Annotated in this window: 19 protein-coding genes; 3 read left to right on the top strand and 16 right to left on the bottom strand. The window is 62.3% G+C overall.

Annotated features, from left to right (window positions below):
- Complete coding sequence (locus tag ASU23_RS08390) at positions 1 to 450, bottom strand: helix-turn-helix transcriptional regulator (protein WP_030535180.1); 450 nt, start codon at positions 448 to 450, stop codon at positions 1 to 3.
- Positions 451 to 562: 112 nt separating this feature from the next.
- On the opposite strand from ASU23_RS08390, the gene ASU23_RS08385 reads away from it, so the two are divergent.
- Positions 563 to 2,521 (top strand): M13 family metallopeptidase, encoded by a 1,959-nt coding sequence (locus ASU23_RS08385; RefSeq protein ID WP_058037706.1) that lies wholly within the window; start codon positions 563 to 565, stop codon positions 2,519 to 2,521.
- Between the two features lie 67 nt (positions 2,522 to 2,588).
- Here ASU23_RS08385 and ASU23_RS08380 read toward each other — a convergent pair whose 3' ends face one another.
- The 13 genes from ASU23_RS08380 to ASU23_RS08320 form a co-directional block, all read right to left on the bottom strand.
- Positions 2,589 to 2,915 (bottom strand): YnfA family protein, encoded by a 327-nt coding sequence (locus ASU23_RS08380; protein WP_003940244.1) that lies wholly within the window; start codon positions 2,913 to 2,915, stop codon positions 2,589 to 2,591.
- Between the two features lie 16 nt (positions 2,916 to 2,931).
- Positions 2,932 to 4,017 (bottom strand): ABC transporter ATP-binding protein, encoded by a 1,086-nt coding sequence (locus tag ASU23_RS08375; RefSeq protein WP_007731405.1) that lies wholly within the window; start codon positions 4,015 to 4,017, stop codon positions 2,932 to 2,934.
- Positions 4,018 to 4,032: 15 nt separating this feature from the next.
- Complete coding sequence (locus ASU23_RS08370; RefSeq protein WP_003940485.1) at positions 4,033 to 5,364, bottom strand: ABC transporter substrate-binding protein; 1,332 nt, start codon at positions 5,362 to 5,364, stop codon at positions 4,033 to 4,035.
- 37 nt (positions 5,365 to 5,401) lie between these two features.
- Entirely contained in the window at positions 5,402 to 6,304 is a 903-nt protein-coding gene (locus ASU23_RS08365; RefSeq protein WP_003939837.1) for a carbohydrate ABC transporter permease, read from the bottom strand.
- The gene (locus tag ASU23_RS08360; RefSeq protein ID WP_172827032.1) at positions 6,301 to 7,275 is read right to left on the bottom strand and encodes a carbohydrate ABC transporter permease; all 975 of its coding nucleotides are present in this window, start codon (positions 7,273 to 7,275) and stop codon (positions 6,301 to 6,303) included. Before ASU23_RS08360 ends, ASU23_RS08365 begins: the two co-directional genes overlap by 4 nt.
- A 74-nt stretch (positions 7,276 to 7,349) precedes the next feature.
- A complete protein-coding gene (locus ASU23_RS08355; RefSeq protein ID WP_058037705.1) occupies positions 7,350 to 8,273 on the bottom strand; it encodes an Ig-like domain-containing protein in 924 nt (307 codons plus the stop codon).
- Between the two features lie 216 nt (positions 8,274 to 8,489).
- Positions 8,490 to 10,172: an FAD-dependent oxidoreductase gene (locus tag ASU23_RS08350; RefSeq protein WP_058037704.1), complete on the bottom strand. Its 1,683-nt coding sequence runs from the start codon at positions 10,170 to 10,172 to the stop codon at positions 8,490 to 8,492.
- 81 nt (positions 10,173 to 10,253) lie between these two features.
- Positions 10,254 to 11,135 carry a hypothetical protein gene (locus ASU23_RS08345; RefSeq protein ID WP_058037703.1) on the bottom strand — a complete coding sequence of 294 codons (882 nt, stop codon included), beginning with the start codon at positions 11,133 to 11,135 and terminating at the stop codon, positions 10,254 to 10,256.
- A gap of 10 nt (positions 11,136 to 11,145) precedes the next feature.
- Entirely contained in the window at positions 11,146 to 11,364 is a 219-nt protein-coding gene (locus ASU23_RS08340; protein WP_003939815.1) for a dodecin, read from the bottom strand.
- A 15-nt stretch (positions 11,365 to 11,379) separates the two neighbouring features.
- The gene (locus ASU23_RS08335) at positions 11,380 to 12,591 is read right to left on the bottom strand and encodes a serine hydrolase domain-containing protein (RefSeq protein WP_003940004.1); all 1,212 of its coding nucleotides are present in this window, start codon (positions 12,589 to 12,591) and stop codon (positions 11,380 to 11,382) included.
- 108 nt (positions 12,592 to 12,699) lie between these two features.
- Complete coding sequence (locus ASU23_RS08330) at positions 12,700 to 13,200, bottom strand: DUF6764 family protein (protein WP_007731389.1); 501 nt, start codon at positions 13,198 to 13,200, stop codon at positions 12,700 to 12,702.
- Between the two features lie 93 nt (positions 13,201 to 13,293).
- A complete protein-coding gene (ligD, locus tag ASU23_RS08325; RefSeq protein WP_003940248.1) occupies positions 13,294 to 14,334 on the bottom strand; it encodes a non-homologous end-joining DNA ligase in 1,041 nt (346 codons plus the stop codon).
- Positions 14,334 to 15,380 (bottom strand): ATP-dependent DNA ligase, encoded by a 1,047-nt coding sequence (locus tag ASU23_RS08320; RefSeq protein WP_003940354.1) that lies wholly within the window; start codon positions 15,378 to 15,380, stop codon positions 14,334 to 14,336. Before ASU23_RS08320 ends, ligD begins: the two co-directional genes overlap by 1 nt.
- Positions 15,381 to 15,489: 109 nt before the next feature.
- Here ASU23_RS08320 and ASU23_RS08315 point away from each other — a divergent pair, with 109 nt between their 5' ends.
- Positions 15,490 to 16,107 carry a hypothetical protein gene (locus ASU23_RS08315; protein ID WP_007731384.1) on the top strand — a complete coding sequence of 206 codons (618 nt, stop codon included), beginning with the start codon at positions 15,490 to 15,492 and terminating at the stop codon, positions 16,105 to 16,107.
- An 88-nt stretch (positions 16,108 to 16,195) separates the two neighbouring features.
- Here the strand turns inward: ASU23_RS08315 and ASU23_RS08310 are convergent, their stop codons facing one another.
- Positions 16,196 to 17,347, bottom strand: a complete 1,152-nt coding sequence (locus ASU23_RS08310; RefSeq protein WP_007731382.1) for a magnesium and cobalt transport protein CorA — start codon at positions 17,345 to 17,347, stop codon at positions 16,196 to 16,198.
- A gap of 302 nt (positions 17,348 to 17,649) precedes the next feature.
- A complete protein-coding gene (locus tag ASU23_RS08305; RefSeq protein ID WP_007731377.1) occupies positions 17,650 to 18,267 on the bottom strand; it encodes a TetR/AcrR family transcriptional regulator in 618 nt (205 codons plus the stop codon).
- Between the two features lie 100 nt (positions 18,268 to 18,367).
- Here ASU23_RS08305 and ASU23_RS08300 point away from each other — a divergent pair, with 100 nt between their 5' ends.
- On the top strand, positions 18,368 to 19,282 hold the full coding sequence (locus ASU23_RS08300; protein ID WP_007731375.1) for an SDR family NAD(P)-dependent oxidoreductase: 915 nt from the start codon (positions 18,368 to 18,370) through the stop codon (positions 19,280 to 19,282).
- Positions 19,283 to 19,294 lie beyond the last annotated feature (12 nt).

Below are 19,294 nucleotides of genomic sequence, written 5' to 3'. Positions count from 1 at the left end.
TCACGTTAATTGCGGCTGCGCGGTCTGCGCTTCTCGATTCCTGATCGGTCTGGTGACTTGTTTGGACACGCAGGACGGCATTCCTGCCGTCGACTGCTCGGCCTCACGCCGATAGACACTGGGCGGAACCCCCACCAATTCGGTGAACTTGCTGCTGAAAGTGCCGAGAGAGCTGCAACCGACCTCGAAGCAGACGTCCGTGACACTGAGGTCTCCGCGCCGCAGTAACGCCATCGCTCGCTCGATTCGCCTGGTCATCAGGTAGGCGTACGGCGGTTCTCCGTATGCCTGACGGAATTGGCGACTGAGATGCCCCGCAGACATGTTCACTCCCCGCGCGAGCGCCTCCACGTCCAGAGGCCGCGCGTACTCCCGGTCGATACGGTCTCGCACACGTCGCAGTCGCGCGAGGTCCTGCAGGTGCGGATCTGCGGCAGGTCTGCTGGTCACGTATTCGATCGTGCCATGCCATACCGACGTTGCCCAGCACAAGAGATGAACTCGGCGTGGAGCGATCGCGCACACACCGAGCAGTTCGTCATGATCGTGTAAGGATGGAGAAATGACCACGGCTCATCGCTCAGGCATCGACCTCACCCACCTCGACGGCGACACACGGGCGCAGGACGATCTGTTCGTCCACGTCAACGGAAAATGGCTCGCCGAATACGAGATTCCGGCAGACCGCGCAGTCGACGGGGCCTTCCGGACGCTCTACGACAAGGCCGAAGAAGACGTGCAGACCATCATCACCGAAGCCGCGGAGTCCAACTCGGCCGCCGGTACCGATGCACAGCGCATCGGCGACCTGTACTCGAGCTTCATGGACGCCGACGCCGTGGAGGCCGCAGGCCTCGGCCCCATCGACGACGAGCTCGACGCCGTCGCCGATGCGCCGGACCGGTCGTCGCTGGCCACCGTGATCGGACGCCACCAGCGCGTCGGCGTCGGCGGTGCCATCTCGCATTACGTCGACACCGATGCCAAGAACTCTGAGCGGTACCTGATCCACTTCAGCCAGTCGGGAATCAGCCTCCCCGACGAGTCGTACTACCGCGAGGACAACTACGCGGAGATCCGCGAGAAGTACGTCGCGCACATCGACAAGATGTTCACCCTCGCCGGCGTCGGCTACGACGCCCAGCGTGTGTTCGAGCTCGAGAAGAAGATCGCGGCCGGGCATTGGGACGTCGTCAAGCGTCGTGACGCAGATCTGAGTTACAACCTGGTGGGCTTCGAGGAACTGACCGAACAGAACCCCGGTTTGGACTGGGCGGCATGGCTGTCCGGTCTCGGCGCCGATTCGGAGAAGTTCGCCGAGATCGTGGTCCGCCAGCCCGATTTCCTGCACACCTTCACCGCACTCTGGGCGTCGGAGTCACTGGACGATTGGAAGGCATGGGCGGCGTGGAAGGTGCTTCATGCCCGCTCCCCTTACCTGCATTCGGCCCTGGTCGACGAGACCTTCGCTTTCTACGGCACCACGCTCTCGGGAACCGAAGAGAACCGTGAGCGCTGGAAGCGCGGGGTAAGCCTGGTCCAGGATCTGCTCGGCGAGGCCGTCGGCAAGCTCTACGTCGATCGACACTTCCCCGCAGAGGCGAAGACCCGCATGCTGGAACTGGTCGCAAACCTGCAGGAGGCGTACCGCCGCAACATCTCCGACCTCGAGTGGATGAGCCCGCAGACTCGTGAGGCTGCATTGGCCAAGCTCGAGAAGTTCACCCCGAAGATCGGTTACCCCGACAAGTGGCGCGACTACGCCGGACTCGAGATCTCGGCAACCGACCTGGTGGGCAACTACCGTCGCGGATACGCCGCCGAGTACGACCGTGACCTGGCCAAGCTGGGCGGCCCCGTCGACCGTGACGAGTGGTTCATGACGCCGCAGACCGTCAACGCCTACTACAACCCGGGCATGAACGAAATCGTCTTCCCCGCAGCCATTCTCCAGCCGCCGTTCTTCGACGCGGCAGCCGACGACGCTGCCAACTACGGCGGCATCGGCGCCGTCATCGGCCACGAGATCGGCCACGGGTTCGACGATCAGGGCGCCAAGTACGACGGCGACGGCAACATGGTCGACTGGTGGACCGACGAGGACCGCAGCGAATTCGGCAAGCGCACAAAGGCTCTCATCGAGCAGTACAACGAGTTCGAGCCCAAGGAACTGCCGGGCCACCACGTCAACGGCGAGTTCACGATCGGCGAGAACATCGGCGACCTCGGCGGCCTGTCGATCGCGATCGCGGCGTACAAGATCGCGACCGAAGGTACCGAACCTCCGGTCATCGACGGACTCACCGGCTTGCAGCGCGTGTTCTTCGGGTGGGCGCAGGTATGGCGCACGAAGGCCCGTGAGGCCGAAGCGCTTCGCCGTCTGGCCGTTGACCCGCACTCGCCGCCGGAGTTCCGGTGCAACGGCGTCGTCCGCAACCTCGACACGTTCCACGAGGAGTTCGACGTCAAGCCCGGTGACGCACTGTATTTGGAGCCGGAGAAGCGTGTGAAGATCTGGTAGCAGGGGCAAGCCCCTGTGCGCGCTTAGGGACCCCCTGGACTCCCTGAGCGCGCACGGGGCCGAAGGCCTACCGGGCGTACATGATCACCCCGACGCCGACCAGACAGATCAGCGCACCGGCGATGTCGAAACGATCCGGGCGGAATCCGTCCATCACCACCGCCCACAGCAGTGAACCTGCGACGAAGATCCCGCCGTACGCGGCGAGGATGCGCCCGAAGTTCGCATCGGGTTGCATGGTGGCGACCAGACCGTAGAGGCCGAGCGAGATGACGCCGAGCCCCACCCAGATCCATCCCTTGTGCTCGCGAATTCCCTGCCACACCAACCACGCGCCCCCGATTTCGAGCAGCGCGGCGAGTACGAACAGCAACAGCGAACGTGCGACGGTCATGCCGCACACAGTATCGCTACAGACGTACTCCGGTCTCCGCGGAAAAGAAGTACACCTCGCCGGCCTTGGGCAGCAGATGAAGCGACTCCCCCGGTGCCACCGACATCTTCCGGTCGACGCGAATGACGATTCGACCGGATCGGCTCTGCCACTGCGAATCCGGGGCACCCTTTGCATAGACGAACGATTCGGCTCCCAACTCTTCGAGCAGATCGGCATCCACGGCCAGCGAGCCCTTTCGCCACGCTCCCACCAGATCCCACGATTCCGGGCGCACTCCCACGACGACCCGCTCCCGCTCGGACGCCCCGGTGGGCAGCGGAATCCGCAGATCACCGAGCACTGCGACGGTACCCTCGACCGGCGCTTCGATCAGGTTCATGCCGGGCGATCCGATGAAGGCGGCCACAAAGGTGTTGACGGGGTTGTCGTAGAGTTCGCGCGGCTTCGCCACCTGCTGCAAGCGACCGTCCAGCATCACCGCCACTCGGTCCCCCATCGTCATCGCCTCGACCTGATCGTGGGTGACGTAGACCGTCGTGGTGCCGAGTCGACGCTGTAGGGCGGCGATCTGCGACCGTGTGCTGACGCGCAGTTTGGCGTCCAGATTACTGAGTGGTTCGTCCATGCAGAACACCTTGGGATGGCGAACGATGGCTCTACCCATGGCAACTCGCTGACGTTGCCCGCCCGACAGCTTTGCCGGTTTCCGTCCGAGCAAGGGTTCGAGTTCGAGCATCCGCGCGGCCTCGAGTACCCGCTCCCGGCGCTCCGTCTTTCCCACTCCGGCATTCTGGAGCGCGAAGCCCATGTTCTGCTCGACGGTCATGTTCGGGTACAGCGCGTAACTCTGAAACACCATGGCGACGTCACGTGCTCGCGGAGCGAGGTGCGTGACGTCCGTGCCGCCGATCTCGATCCGACCGTCCGACGCGGACTCGAGACCGGCGAGCATTCGCAGGCTGGTGGACTTACCGCAACCGGAAGGTCCTACGAGTACCAGGAACTCACCGTCGGCGATGTCGAGGTCGAGACGGTCGACTGCCGGTCGATCGGTTCCTTCGTAGCGGTGCGTGACTCCCGCGAATTGCACGTTGGCCATGAGTGTTCTCTCCTACTACTTCGGCAGCTTGGGGGTGATCTGCCGGTCGATGATCTGCTGCAACTGCGTGGCAACGCCGGCGAATGTCGATGCGACGTCGGCCTTCTGGAGAGCGATCTGCTCGAGTCCGGTGCCGATGATCTGATCCCCACCCGGGACGAACACGCGTGCGTAGTCCTGCGAGCGCGTACGCGAGAGCTGATCCACAGCGGTACGGGAGTTGGGGTTCGCGTCGAGGAACGCCTTCATGCTCGGCTCCGAGGTTGCCGACTTGCGGACCGGCATGTAGCCGACGTTCTGCGAGAAGTACGCCGTGTTCTCACCATTGGTGATGAAGTCGATGAATTTGAGCGCGTTCTTCTTACGCTGATCGGAGATCTTGGACGGGATGGCAAGCCCGGCACCGCCGGTGGGGCAACCGGGAGTTCCGTCCACTGCCGGGAGGAAAGCGGTGCCGAAGTCGAAGTTGGCAGTCTTCTTGATGCCGGACAGATCGCCCGTCGACGCGATGGTCGACGCCAGAATGCCGGTACCGAATTCGTTCGCGATGTCAGTGGAGACCGCGGCGTACTTCTTGTCGTGAATCATGCTGGAGAGGAACTGCCCTGCGGCAATGGTCTTCTCGTTGTCGAGCTGCAGATTCCACTGGTCGGAGTACGAGCCGCCGAACGTCCAGATTGGGCCTTCGTAGGTCCAGCCGAGGTAATCCTTCGCGTTGCCCCACCCGTGTGCCAACTTGCCGTTGCCCACGACCTTCTGCAGCTCGGGTCCCCACTCGTCGAACTCCTGCCATGTCGCCGGCCCACGGTCGGGAAGACCTGCCTGCGACCAGACCGCCTTGTTGTAGTAGAACAACGGCGTCGACCGCGCGTAGGGAAGCGCATAGTGCTTGCCCTGGAACAGGTAGTCGGCGAGCAGTGAATCGACGTAGTCGGCCGAGTCGACCCCCACCTCGGAGAAGAGTCCGTCAAGCGGCTCGATTGCCCCGGCCAGTGCATAGTTGAACCACCAGACATCGGACAGCACAACCACATCGGGCACATCTCCACCGGAGAGGGCAGCGTTGAACTTCTGTGCCACCTCTTCGTAGTTCTTGCCGCCGTCCACCAAGTTGACCTTCAGGTCCGGGTACTTGGTCTGGAAGCGGTTGATCAGTTCCTTCTCCACGTCGGTGGACTTACCCGGGTGGTTCGACCAGAAGGTGATGGTGTTGGAATCACCCGACGCACCGGATGTTCCCGCAGCATCAGCGCTCGACCCGCCGGATCCCGCGCACGCGGTCAGTGCGGCTCCGGCGGCGATTGCACCGCCGAGGCTCAAGAATCCGCGCCTGTTCATGTTTGCCATTACTGCTCCTCGAGAAAGAAATGTGACGGGAAAGCTGTCAGCCCTTGACCGCACCGGAGGTGAGGCCCTTGATCATGTGTCGTTGCAGCAGAAGGAAAATCACCAGGATCGGTAGCATCGTCAGCACCGTTCCTGCCATGACCGGACCCCAGTTGGTAAGTCCGTCGTTGTTCTGCAGTTGGGTCAATCCGATCGGCAGCGGCGCTACCGAGGAATCGTCGGACATGAGGAACGGCCACAGGTACTCGTTCCATTCGTTGACCACCGTGATGATGCCGAACGCCACCATCGTGGGTCCGGAAACGGGGAGCACCACGCGCCAGAGCAACCGCCAGTGGCCGGCTCCGTCCATCCGCGCCGCCTCGACGATCTCCGAAGGGATCGAGAGGAAGTGGTTGCGCATGAGGAACGTACCGAAGGCTACACCCGCGAGCGGAACTATGATGCCCTGGAACGTGTTACGCCAGCCCCACTCTGCCACGAGCGCGTAATTCGAGATCACGGTGATCTGGTTCGGAACCATCAATGCGGCGATGATTCCGAGAAAGACGAAGTTCTTCCCCGGGAAGCGCAGGAAAACAAGCCCATAGGCGCTGAGAGTCCCCAGAACGAACTTCGCCGCCGACAGAATCGTCGTGATCACTATCGAGTTCCGCAAGAACATCCAGAACGGGACCGATGTGGTTGCTTCCGAATAGTTTTCGGGATGCAGCGACGACGGCCACCACGTTGCCGGCTGCGTGTAGATCTCCGGGCGCTCCTTGAACGAGGTCATCACGATCCAGTAGAGCGGCAGGACGATGATGACCAACGCGATCACCATTGCCGCATAGCCGAGGATCTTCACACCGACCTCACGCCGGTCCACGTTCTTGCGGTCCGGCCCCGGCCTAACGACGGAAGTCGGAGCAGCGCTTTTCTTTTCCTCTACCGCTGTCATTTCTCTTCTCCCCGATCCATGGCACGAACCTGGTAGACGGTGATGATCAGCAGGATCAGGAACATGATGGTGGCAACCGTCGCACCGTAGCCCGCCCGGAAGTTTCGGAACGTCTCGTTGTACACCTGGTAGACCATCGTTGTCGTCCCCGTACCCAGCGGGCCACCACGGGTCATGACGTTGATGATGTCGAAGACCTGGAGCGAGTTGAGCATGACGGTGATGGAGAGGAAGAACGTCGTCGGGCGCAACTGAGGTAGGAGAACCCGGCGGAACTTGGTCCACGGCTTGGCGCCGTCGATTTCGGCAGCTTCGTTCAGCTCCTGCCGAACTCCTTGCAGTGCAGCGAGATAGATGACAAACGTGTACCCGAGGTTCTTCCACATGTATGTCACCGTCACCATGAACAGCGCCCAGTGGGGATCCTGATAGAAGTCGGGCGATTGGAGTCCGACACGGTGCAGGAGATCCTGGATCAGGCCGAAGTTGGGGTCGAAGACGAACTGAAACGCGACACCGATCGCTGCACCGGAGATCACGAACGGCGCGAAGATGGCCGACCGAACCAGGTTTCGCCCGACGAGCTTGCGATCGAGCAGCATGGCCAACGCCAAACCGATGACCATCGAACCCACCACTGTAACCAACGTGAATATCACTGTGTTGGTGACGATCTGCCAGGTGTCACTTCGTCCGAACCACTCGCGGTAGTTGCTCAGCCCGATGAACGTCGCCTTCGGGTCCGCAATGTTCCAGTCGAAGAACGAAAGTCGGATGTTGTCCACCAGCGGGCGATAGGTGAACAAGATCAGCAACGCGAGATTGGGGCCGACCAAGAGCGCGAAGAGCGCGTAATCACGCCATGGTCTGCCCCACAGACCTGGCTTGCCTGATGTGGGCAGCGTTCTTTCCGGACTCGATCTCACTGAGGCAGTCTGACCGCCCGCAACGAATGAATGGTGAACGTACAAGACACTCGAGCTGAACGCGACACGAAAAAGGCCCTGCGCGAATACTTCTCGCGCAGGGCCTTCCTCGTCGATGTCTAGCGGTTCCAGTCGCCCAATCCGTCGGCGCCGCTGAGGACTCCACCTGCGGTGTTCTGCACGATCACCGGGTCACCCTTGCCTGCGTTCTCGAAGAACCACTTGGCGTCCTCGGTGCTGACATTGAGGCAGCCGTGGCTGACGTTGGTGAAACCTTGTTGCGCAACCGACCACGGAGCGGCATGGACGAAGATGCCACTGTAGGAAATTCGTGTCGCGTACTCGACGTAGGTGCGGTAACCCTCGGGAGAATCGATCGGGACGCCGTACGTGGACGAATCCATGTACATGTCGCGCAACTGCTCGCCGACGATGTACGTGCCGTTCGGTGTTTCGTGACCCGGCTTGCCGAACGACGTCGGCATGGTGCGCACGACCTCACCGTTGCGGGTGACGGTGACCTGCTTGGTGTTGTCGTCCGCGACGGTGACGAGTGCGTCACCGATGTTGAACGTGGAGTGCGAATCACCGGCGTCGACGGTCACGGAGATGTTCGCCGGCCAGAACTGTGTCGGCTTCCAACGGACCTGGCTGTCGTTGATCCAGTAGAAGCTGCCCTCGACCGGCGGATCGGTGGTCACGCGAATCGCGCGTTCGGCCGTAGCACGGTCGCCGACGGCCTCGTTGAATCGAATGATGATCGGTTGCGCGATGCCGACTGTCTCACCCGCGGACGGATTGAGCGACGGAGCGGAGAAGTTGGGGACGCCGATGGGCGCCTGGATCGGCGTACCCGGGATGCCCGGAACCGGAATTGCCGGGTCGAGGTACGGAACGCCGGGAATGACGGGCAACGGAATGTCCGGTCCACCGGGGAAGAGAGGAACGGCCGCGGAAGGTCCGGCGAGAGCCAGGCCGGCAGCCACCGCTCCGACGATTGCCACGGCAACCCGTGACGTCCGACGACCCTTTTTGCTGCCCATGTCACTACCTTCGCTCGACTGACCACGTACTCACGTGGATTTTGCGCGGCCGGCATCGATACCCGCCTGGTACCGATGCCGATGCACCATTCGGACGCACCCGCTCGGAGCACACCTACACACCCGAGCACGCCGAAGAGAGCAAACCGCACATTTCCATAGTCATTAACACACAAAAGCGGCAATCGAGCAATTCGGATGTTCGCCCAAACGTTGCTATCCGTCGCTGCGGGCAGCCGCCAACATGGATTCGATGGAGATGAGTTTGGTTCGCGGTCGTCCGGTTGCGGCACCGGATGCGCGTTCTGCCTTGTCGATACGCTGCCAACCTTGATAGTCCACCTGATCCGGCGACCGGTCTGCCAACAAAACCTGCAACTTGTCGGCATCCTCGGTCGGGGTGGCGAGGCGCCCACCAGCGAAGTCGTCGAAGATCATCGACACGGTCTCGGCGGAGCAGTACTTGTTGGTGCCGATCACGCCAGTCGGTCCGCGCTTGATCCAACCCGCGACGTAGACACCCGGGATCGGCGTGCCGGTCTCGGTGTCGATTACTCTGCCGTTCTCGTTGGGGATCACGCCGCGAGCGTCGTCGAAGGGCAAGTCGGCCATCGGTGTGCCGCGGTATCCGACCGACCGAAGCACCAGTGAAGTGTCGATCGTCTCCTCGGTCTCGGTAGGCCGGGCGGAGAGCTGACCGGTCGGCGTTGCCACCAATTGGTTTTTCACGATCCTCACCTGTGAGACTGCACCGTCGCCGAGGACCTCGACGGGAGAGGTGAGGAACCGGAGAACGATCCGCTTGCGAGAAGGATCTGCGGTACGCGAAGCAAATTCCTGCGCCTGCTTGACCTTGAGCAGGACGGACGGCTCGGCGGCATCGCTTTCCACGAACGCCTGACTGGCCTCGTCGAGTTCAGCTTCGATCGGGTCGACGACTACGTCCACGTTCGCCATCTGTCCGAGCGCCAACAGTTCGGGATTGGTGTACGCGGCCTGCGCCGGCCCACGACGCCCGAGAATGACCACCTCACGAATCTTGCTGTTCCGCAGTGCTTCCAATGCATGCTCGGCGAGGTCCGTCTTCGCAAGCTGGTCAGGGTCGGTCACCAGGATGCGTGCGACGTCGAGTGCGACGTTGCCGTTTCCGACGATCACCGCTCGCTCGCCGGACAGATCGAAAGTCCGATCGGCATATCCCGGGTGGCCGTTGTACCAGGCGACGAACTCGGTGGCGGCGTGACTTCCCGGCAGATCCTCGCCCGGGATCTCGAGCTTGCGATCCCCGGCAGCGCCCACCGCGTAGATCACTGCGTGGTGATGGTCCAAGAGTTCCGAATGCGAGATGTGGGTGCCCACCTCGACGTTGAAGTGGCAGCGCACAGTCTTCTTCGCGACGACGGCGCGGAACTGATCGGTGACCCCCTTGGTTCCGGGATGATCCGGCGCCACGCCGGCGCGCACCAATCCGTAGGGAGTGGGAAGCCGATCGAACATGTCGACCTCGACGCGAGGCTTGCCGGTCAGTTCCATCGCCGCATAGCAGGCTGCGGGGCCGGAGCCGACGATCGCCACTTTCAGCGTTCCCAGTTCGGGATCGATCTTGGCCATCGTGATCGGCTCGGGCCAATCCGGGCCCATCGGATGCTTCTCGAAGTACGACGCGTTCATCTGCAGGTACGGCGCGTCGTCCTCGTCGAGTTCGTTGTCCGGGAAGATCGCCTCGACCGGGCACTCGTCCACACACGCACCACAATCGATGCAGGTGTCGGGATCGATGTAGAGCATTTCGGTGGTCGCGAACGGAGCTTCGTCCGGTGTCGGGTGAATGCAATTGACCGGACACACGTCAACACACGAGGCGTCGTTGCAGCACGGCTGCGTGATCACATACGCCATGACATTCCCCTATCCCTGAAACACGAAGCTCGAACTGGTTCCCAGACTATAACGTGTTCCAATTTGGCGCGAGAATCGTTTTCAGATCACCCCATTGCGCTTCAGCAGCCACACCGCCTGCACGGTGGCGTGACCTCGCCATTCCAACGCCGCGGCGGGTGAATAGCTGTCGAAATCCACCGCCCAACCGCCGTCGCCATGTTGTCGCGCAGCGAGCGCAGACAGTTCGGACTCGATCACTGATGCGTCGAACAACGCGCGGGTCGGGCCGCCGGGAAGCGGTGAGAAATCGAGGGGCCGCATGAATTCGCCCTCGGCTCCCCCGTCCACGTGAACCAAGCCGTCAGCCGGGATACGCGAACCAAGAGTGCTCACCAACGACGACGCTTCGGGACTGTTCCGGTGAACCGCGTCGAGAAACTGCAAGGCAAAGGCCAGCTCGAGGGCATGCAGAGAATCCGCCCCGTCGATCGCGTCGAGGCAATATCGAACGGCAGAGGCGAACCACGGATGTTCGGCGACGGCCTCGTCGAATTCGGCAACGCGAGCCGCTGCAGCACACACGATGCTGGTGATCTGCAACGACGGCGCCAACGGATCCGCATCCACCCAGAAGGGCGCACAACCGGCCGGGTCGGCGATCGGGAAGGCGAACGGCAAACCGCCGTCTGCCAGCGACTTGGTCTGCAACCAGTCGCACAGCTCGATGGCTCTGGGCGTCGGCGTTCCGATGTCGGCAAAGGCTTCGAAGGCGTGCAGCGCGCCGCCAGGTTGGCTCGATGCCGAGCGAAGATCCGGTTCGAGTCCCCAGCCGTACCCACCGTCCGGGTTGCGATAACTGTCCACAGCCGCCAATGCCGCGGTCCGGTCACCCTGTCCGAGAATCAAATTCAGTCGATGCCGATCGAGAGTTCTGGCATGTCCCGCCATGAACCCGACGGCCGCCCTGAGATCAACACTCATGAACGACGACTCAAGATTCGTCGCCGTCGAGCCGGAAGCCGACCTTCAACGTGACCTGGAAATGCGCCACGGCGCCGTTCTCGATGTGACCGCGAGTTTCCACCACCTCGAACCATTCGAGGTTGCGCACCGTCTCGTTCGCCCGGGCGATGGCGGTGCGAATTGCCGCGTCACTGCTCTCGGTGGACGAGCCGACGATCTCGGTCACCCGGTACACGTTGCTGCTCATGGCATTCCCTTCGTGTCAGATTCGACGAACCAACTCCTGCGCCTCGGCGCCGAGCCTCGCAAGGCGAAGATCACCGAGAGCTGTCACAGCACTACCCAACCTGTTGGTGGTGAAACCGAGCGAGAGTCCGCTGGACAGGTCCGCATACGCGCCTGAACCGCCGACTCCGTAGTGGCCTATCGCATTCCGCGGCTGCCGCCGCGCGGCAATGATCGGCGGGTGGTAACCGAGAGTCCAGTTGGGCCGCACCGCCAGCACGTAATCCCGATCGCGAGTCTGGATGGTCGACATCTGGTCGATGGTCGATTCCTTCAGGAACCGCTTCCCGTCGATCACGCCGCCGTTCGCGATGGCGCCGTACATCTTCGCGAGAGCACGCGCGCTGAACACTCCGTTCCAGCCCGGCATGACGGCGTCGTGGACAGCCGGGTTGCGCACCATGACGTCGAAACCGTCCGGCATCGCGGCCTCCGCGAGTCCGCGAGTCGGACCGACGTGTGAGAGCACGGTCGACGCGAAGGCCCAGTTCAAGCCGGCAGGGTTGATATGTGGGAACAGCTTCGCGATCCGTGGACGTTCGGTTTCGGGTACGCGGTACCAGAATTCGTCGACTCCGAGGGGCTTCGCTATCTCCGCTTGTACGACGTCGATGAACGGCTGACCGGACACCCTGGCCACAAGTTCGGCTACCAACCAGCCGTAGGTCACAGCGTGATAGCCGGGGCCTCGAAGCCGACGCGGATCCGGTTTCTCGGCAGCCAGGGCGGCAACGACCGCGTCGTAGTCCATCAGGTCGAGAGGATGCGGCATCAAGCCGCGAACTCGGTGAAGGCCCGCGCGATGTGACATCAGTTCGCGGACGGTGATCTTGTCCTTGCCGGCCGCCGCGAATTCAGGCCAGTACCGAGCAACCGGGGCGTCGTAGTCGATCAACCCACGTTCGGCGAGTCGGTGAACGACGGTGCTGGCGACGCCTTTGCCGGTCGAGAACGACAGCGACACCGTGTCGTGGTCCCAGCGCCGATCACGATCGGCATTGCCGGCCCAGATGTCGAGCACTTTCTCGCCGCCCAGGTACACGACCAGCGCGCCGCCGCCTTGTTGCGGTTGGCGATACATCGCGAAGAAGCGGTCGGCCAAGGGAAGGAATCGCCGGTCCACGTACAGCTCGGTGCGCGAAGGCACCTCCACCCGGGCGAGTGAACCCCGTCGTGCACTGGGAGTCATCGCGTCCTCCGATCCCCGCTGATCAAGTTGCCCGGTCACCCGATCGGTGGCAGGAGCTTGACACCATTGTGACCACTGTCACGCAAGAGGCTCAGGGCCGGGGTGCCCTCACGGGGTGACCCACGTCGAAGTGCCGTCGCTGAAACATCCCTGACCTGTGGCGATATTGAAAACAAGGGTGGGACCACCTGAGCAGATCGCCCCGACGTCCGCGTCACCCACTGCCGCTCTGCCGCCAGGTCCGCTGAGCACCACGGCAAAGGGTGAGGAGTCGGTGCGACCGAGTGCGAGCGAACCCGGGCCGTACGCGACCGCGGCAAGTAACCCACCGCGCGACTCCGCCGCAGCAACGCCGCCGAAGAGGCCGAGGCCTGCCGACCTGCCGCCGTCTCGAGAATCCGCGACGCCGACGCCGTCGCCCTCGACGTGTGAAATCGCGTAACTGGAGGGATCTGCCACCGCTCGGCATGCGGATGACCCGTCGACGATCGTCTGATCTTGCCCGCGCGCCGAACAATCCAACGTCGCGGCTGACGCTGTTCCGCTACCGAGTGACAATCCGAAGGCGGCAAGAATCACACCGCCCGCCGCTAAGCTTGCTGCTCGCATTTTCCGGCGATCCATATCCAACCCCCACAGTGCATTCGACGTGACCGTACATTCGACGTCTGATCGAATTACCCGATATGTCCGCCTCTGACGCTACCCGTCTTTGTTCTTCCGATCGCGGTCCTTGCTCGGTTGAACACGTTTGGGTTCACCGGGCATTTTGGGATAGTTCGGCGGGTACGGCAGATCGCCCAGTCCTGCCGCCAGATCCTTCTCCCACATCTCCAACAGAACATCGAGGGCAAAGGCCTTGTCGTGCATGGCTTCCATCGGATCACCACGATCGGCGAGCAAGCCGGGAACCGTGGCGATGGTGCAGTCGTCTGGATGCACGTCGCGCAGTTCGTCCCAGGTCACCGGCGTCGACACAGTTGCGATCGGCGTCTTACGAGCGGAATACGCCGCCGCGATCGTCCGGTCACGGGCATTCTGATTGAAGTCGATGAAGATCCGTTCACCCCGCTCTTCCTTCCACCACGCAGTTGTGGCGCGATCGGCACTACGACGCTCGACTTCACGGGCGAGGGCGATACCCGCGTGACGGACCTCGACAAAATCCCAGCGCGCCTCGAGCGGGATGTAGACGTGAAGGCCTCGGCCACCGGACGTCTTGGGAAATCCTTCCAATCCCAACTCAGCGAGCAGAGGGCGAAGGACCTCGTCCGCGATGGCAACGGCCTCGTCGAACCCGGTCCCCGGTTGCGGATCGAGATCGATGCGCAGTTCGTCCGGGTGGTCGGTGTCCGGGCACCGCACGGCCCAGGGATGAAACGTGACAGTCCCGAGATTGGCGGCCCACACGATGTTCGCAGCACTTCGCACTCGAAGGACGTCGGCCTTGCGACCCGACGGGAACGTGACCTCGCAGGATTCGACGTGCTCGGGCCGTTTTGCCGGCAGCCGCTTCTGGTAAACCTCTTCGCCCTCGATGCCGTCGGGGAATCGCTGAAGATGCGTGGGCCGATCTTGGAGCGCCCGCAACGCTGCACCCTGCAGCGCCACCGTTCGGTAGTACTCGACAAGATGCCGTTTGGTTCCGCCGTCCTCACCCAACTGCGGATAGTAGATCTTGTCCGGGCTCGACAATCGGACCGCGATCCCGTCGACGTCCAGTTCCTCTGCCGGGCTCGCCATCACTTACCGCCTGCAAGAACATCCGCGAAGTCGTATCGCACCGGAACCTCCAACTGATCGAATGTGCATTCGTCGGGCACCCTGTCCGGACGCCAGCGCAGGAATCGTGCAGCGTGCCGAAAGCGTTCCCCTTCCATCTGGTCGTACGCCACTTCGAGCACCCGCTCAGGACGAAGCGGAATCCAGGAGCGGTCTGCGGCCGATCTCCACCGGCTGGCCTCTCCCTCGGCTACAACGTCGTCCCCGAGGCGCAAAGGTTCGAGTTCGGCCAACAACTCGATCCGCCGCGCCGCGGTGAAAGCAGAAGCGCCACCGACCATCTTCAATTCGGAACCGTCGTACAGACCAAGAAGCATCGACCCGATACCTGGCTGACTCTTGTGGGGACGGTAGCCCAGCAGTACGACATCCGCGGTCCTGGCGTGTTTCACCTTGATCATCTCGCGCTTGTTCGGCAGGTACGGTCCCGCCAGCTTCTTGGCGACAACCCCGTCGAGACCCGCGCCTTCGAAGGTTTCGAACCAGGCCATTGCTTCGGCGCTGTCGGCCGTCGCTGCCGTGACGTGGCAACTCGGCCCGCCACCGATGCAATCGAGGAGCAGCGCACGTCGGACCCCGAAGTCCTCGATCGAGACGTCGCGATCGCCGAGCGCCAGTAAATCGAACCCGACAAATTGCGCGGGCGTCTGTTCCGACAACAATGCGACGCGGCTCGCGGCGGGATGAATCCGCTCGGAGAGCGCTTCCCAACTCAGACGCGTCACACCGTCGATCTCACGGGGAACCACCAGTTCTCCGTCCACGACACATTTTTCGGGCAATTCAGACTTGACAGCTTCCACCGCTTCGGGAAAGTACCGCGCCAGGTCCTTTCCTCCTCGCGACCCGAGCACCACTTCGTCACCGTCACGAAAGATGATTGCTCGAAATCCGTCCCATTTCGGCTCGTACGACCACGTCGGGTCACCGGACTCGGGCTGAGGCGGCACAGTGGCCGCAGCCTTCGCGAGCATCGGGGCAAGCGGCGGCATCAGGGGTAGCTCCACCTACCCATACTGACAGTCCGGTTGGCAATTCGACTACCGATGTATTGGAATAGGTCCCGAACAATCCACGAACCAACAGAATTATCCAAGAATCAACAAAGGGGTCCTTATGTCCGGAATCGTCCGGCGACTTTGCACTGCGGTGATCGCAACTTCTGCAATCGCCGCCTTCACCGTCGGTTGCGGTTCCGACATCGAGCCGAAAGCCATTGCGGAATCATCTTCCTCGGTTGCCGATTCGACCACTACCTCCGCGGCCCCGACCACCTCGAAGATCACCGGCCAGGAGGGCTCGGACGACGGCGGCGACGTCGACATCGACGTGTCGATCGGTGATTGCGTCAAGCTCGGAGGCACCACGACGGCCGCAGAAATCGACAACGCGGACTGCGGTAGCAAGGATTCCAACTACAAGGTGGTCGCCAAGGTTCCCACCTCTGATCTGTGTGCCTCCGATGTCGACTCGTACTACTACGAGACCCTCGCGGGTGACGAGCAGGGCGCTGTCTGTCTCGACGTCGACTGGGTAGTCGGCGGATGCATGGACCTCGGCAGCGGAATGGATGAGCCCGCCCGCATCGAATGCTCGGATACCAGCGGCACCAACGTCGTCGAGGTCGTCGAAATCCTGCAGAACTCCACGTCGATCGACGAATGCGGTTCGGGGGCAGACTCGGGATTCGAGCACCCGGAACGTAAGTTCACGGTCTGCGTCGCAACGCTCTGATTCGAGCGCCCTCCCGAAAAACACCTGTGCGCCTTGCCAACCGATCTCGGTTGGCAAGGCGCACAGCGCTTTCTACAGCCGGCGCTTTCTACAGCCAGCCCCGACGCTTGAAGATCGTGTAGAGACTTCCACAGGTCAGGAACATCATCGAGAGCGCAAACGGATAGCCCAAGTGCCAGTGCAGTTCCGGCATGTCGTCGAAGTTCATCCCGTACACGGTTCCGATGAGCGTCGGCGCGAAGAGAATTGCCGCCCACGCCGAGACCTTCTTGATCTCCTCGTTCTGCGCGTAGCTTGCCTGCGTCAGATTGCGCATCTCCTCGTTCTGGTTCTGCGACACCAGAGTTGCGTTCACCGTGAGGATGTTTCCGAGCAACTGACGAAAGCCGTCGGCCCGCTCCACCACAGTCGTCGCATGGTCGGTGACGTCGCGCAGGTATCGCTGGAGTTCCTCGTCCGTGTGGTACTTGTCGAACCCTGCCGACAACCCACGCAGCATTCCCAGCAGCGGACGCGTCGCCCGCTGGAATTCGATCACCTCACGGGTCAGTTCGTAGATGCGACGCGAAACTCCGGGATCGCCACTGAATACTTCGGTTTCGATCTCGTCGATGTCGTTCTGCAGTCCGGCCACCACCGGGGCGTACCCGTCGACGACTGCGTCGAGAATGGCATAGAGAACGGCCTCGGTACCCAACCGCAACAGGTCAGGATCGTTCTCCATGCGAGTCCGCACCGCCGACAGATCCGGCGATTCACTGTGACGGACGGTCAGAATGAAGTTCGGACCACAGAAGATGTGCAACTCGCCGAATTCGACCCGCTCGGTCTCGTCGCGGTACCGCGCAGCACGCAGCACCACGAACAGTGTCTTGCCGTAGCGCTCGAGCTTGGGGCGCTGGTGCGCGACGATCGCATCCTCGACCGCCAGTTCGTGGAGGTCGAAATGTTGTGCAGCGGCATACAACTGGGCGTCGTCGGGCCGGTACATGCCGATCCACGCCATCGACTGCGAATCCGGAAGGCATGACAGTGCTTCCGCCAGCGTGGACGGTGACGCTATCCGCTCGCCGTCGCGGTACACGCCGCTGTTGACGACGGTCGATTCGACGGGCGCCACCGCCTCGGGCGGGGCAGCCTTGACGACGGTGCGTGCGGCACGCGAGTGTCCGGGATGTGAGTCACCGAGCCCCGCGGAACGACGCGGCAGTACCGAACGTGAACGACGAAATTCGCGCATGCTGAACAGCTTTCGAGGGAAGAGTGAACGACGACGCTTGCTTCACAGCAAAGCCGAAGCCGATGAACACACGATGAAGCTGCAGCAAAATACCGGATCAACCCGGGCGGCTACAGCTTCAGTTGGTACTCGGAGGTTGGCCACGCATTACAGCCACACCTCCTCTTCCCTGAATTCCTACGCAAGTCCGCGCACGACGCCAACATGCTACCCCGACTGTCAGAGCGGGACAAACCGAACGACAAGCCGCAGGACAGCACGAACCGGTCGGAGGAAACCCGCTCGACGAATGCAGCTTTCAGTCAGTTCGCAGCGCGCAATCCGCCGATCAACAGTTCGACGATCTGGTCCGCCAACGACTCCGTCTCCGCCAAAGTCTGCCCTTCACGCCTTCGGTACCAGAGGTCGATGCCGTTGAGACTGCTGAGGAGGACTTTTGCCGCCATTCGAGGTGAGCCCGCACGAATGGAACCATCCGCGACACCTTCGGTCATCACGTCGACGAACAGATTCTCGTAATCGAGTCGCAGCGAATTCAGTTCCACGAGGACTTGCTGTTGTCTCGGTTTGAGCGCGGAGTTCATCTGGCCCCGGACGCCTTGGTGGATCGTGTGGTGGTACCCGAGATGTGTCATGAGATTGACCAGGTGGGCGTGCGACATCGCTTCGAGACGCGCGAGGCCGCTTTCTGCCCCGCCCATCCGAGACTCGACCTCAGCGCGGAGCAGGCTCATCCCGCGCTCGTAGATTGCCAGGTAGATGTCGAACTTCGAACGAAAGTGGTAGTAGACAAGACCTTTGGTGGCGCCGATTCGATCGGCCAGTAAATCTACAGTCGTGGCCGCGTAACCGTCTTCGGCAAAGGCGTCGGCGGCGCTGGTGATGATCGCGGATCGCACGTCCGGAAGATCACTACTCATTCGACTTCCACTCCCATTCACACTGCCTGCCGGCCCTTGACTGTTTCCACGCCATCGCATAGTAATACTGAGTAGTATCCCAGATCAGAGAGGTTTTCCAATGTCGTTGGATTTTTCCGGCAAGGTAGCGATCATCACGGGCGCAGGCGGCGGACTCGGCCGTTCACACGCATTGGCCCTCGCCGCACGCGGCGCACGCGTCGTCGTCAACGACATGGGTGGCTCGGTCAACGGCAGTGGCGGCGCTGATACCGCAGCAGCCAAAGTAGTGGCGGAAATCGTCGAGCTGGGCGGCGAGGCCATCGCGGACCACTGCGACATCACCGACGTCGACGCCGTTGCCGCCATGGTCGCGACGGCCGTGGACAAGTGGGGCCGCGTGGACATCCTGATCAACAACGCCGGAATCCTGCGCGACAAGTCGTTCATCAAGGCCGAGCTCGACGACTTCCGCAAAGTCATCGACGTGCATCTGATGGGTTCCGTCATCTGTTCCAAGGCAGTCTGGCCGCACATGGTCGAACAGAACTACGGACGCATCCTCATGACTACGTCAGCATCGGGAATTTACGGCAACTTCGGCCAGGCGAACTACGGCGCCGCGAAGTCCGGCGTCGTCGGCCTGATGAACGTTCTCGCCATCGAGGGCGAACGCAAGGGCATCCGCGTCAACTCGCTGGCCCCGACCGCCGCGACCCGCATGACCGAAGACCTCCTCGACGAGAAGACTCTCGCTCTGCTTGCACCCGAATCGATTTCACCCGGCGCACTGTTCATGGTCTCCGATGACGCACCGACGAAGACCATCCTCAGCGCCGGCGCCGGCGTCTTCGCGATCGCTCGCATGGAAGAGTCGCAGGGCGTCTACATCCCCGAAGGCGCACTCTCGCCCGAGGTCGTCGCCGAACGGTGGTCCGAGATCAGTGACATGACCGATTCCGTCCAGGTGCCCGCGGCGTTCGATCAGACCCGCCGGTTCGTCGAGAAGGCCGTGGCGGAGCAGCCCAGCAACTGAGCAGGGCAACCA

This window comes from Rhodococcus sp. KB6 (assembly GCF_001445685.1).
GTDB lineage: Bacteria > Actinomycetota > Actinomycetes > Mycobacteriales > Mycobacteriaceae > Rhodococcus_F > Rhodococcus_F qingshengii.
This window is presented reverse-complemented; position numbering and strand designations above follow the sequence as displayed.

Coding starts and splice junctions, on each gene's coding strand:
- ASU23_RS08375 (WP_007731405.1), bottom strand. CDS start 4,017: ATGGCCAACGTGCAATTCGCGGGAGTCACGCACCGCTACGAAGGAACC.
- ASU23_RS08355 (WP_058037705.1), bottom strand. CDS start 8,273: ATGGGCAGCAAAAAGGGTCGTCGGACGTCACGGGTTGCCGTGGCAATC.
- ASU23_RS08370 (WP_003940485.1), bottom strand. CDS start 5,364: ATGGCAAACATGAACAGGCGCGGATTCTTGAGCCTCGGCGGTGCAATC.
- ASU23_RS08315 (WP_007731384.1), top strand. CDS start 15,490: ATGTCCGGAATCGTCCGGCGACTTTGCACTGCGGTGATCGCAACTTCT.
- ASU23_RS08335 (WP_003940004.1), bottom strand. CDS start 12,591: ATGACTCCCAGTGCACGACGGGGTTCACTCGCCCGGGTGGAGGTGCCT.
- ASU23_RS08380 (WP_003940244.1), bottom strand. CDS start 2,915: ATGACCGTCGCACGTTCGCTGTTGCTGTTCGTACTCGCCGCGCTGCTC.
- ASU23_RS08330 (WP_007731389.1), bottom strand. CDS start 13,200: ATGCGAGCAGCAAGCTTAGCGGCGGGCGGTGTGATTCTTGCCGCCTTC.
- ASU23_RS08340 (WP_003939815.1), bottom strand. CDS start 11,364: ATGAGCAGCAACGTGTACCGGGTGACCGAGATCGTCGGCTCGTCCACC.
- ASU23_RS08365 (WP_003939837.1), bottom strand. CDS start 6,304: ATGACAGCGGTAGAGGAAAAGAAAAGCGCTGCTCCGACTTCCGTCGTT.
- ASU23_RS08385 (WP_058037706.1), top strand. CDS start 563: ATGACCACGGCTCATCGCTCAGGCATCGACCTCACCCACCTCGACGGC.
- ASU23_RS08300 (WP_007731375.1), top strand. CDS start 18,368: ATGTCGTTGGATTTTTCCGGCAAGGTAGCGATCATCACGGGCGCAGGC.
- ligD (WP_003940248.1), bottom strand. CDS start 14,334: ATGGCGAGCCCGGCAGAGGAACTGGACGTCGACGGGATCGCGGTCCGA.
- ASU23_RS08305 (WP_007731377.1), bottom strand. CDS start 18,267: ATGAGTAGTGATCTTCCGGACGTGCGATCCGCGATCATCACCAGCGCC.
- ASU23_RS08345 (WP_058037703.1), bottom strand. CDS start 11,135: ATGAGTGTTGATCTCAGGGCGGCCGTCGGGTTCATGGCGGGACATGCC.
- ASU23_RS08310 (WP_007731382.1), bottom strand. CDS start 17,347: ATGCGCGAATTTCGTCGTTCACGTTCGGTACTGCCGCGTCGTTCCGCG.
- ASU23_RS08350 (WP_058037704.1), bottom strand. CDS start 10,172: ATGGCGTATGTGATCACGCAGCCGTGCTGCAACGACGCCTCGTGTGTT.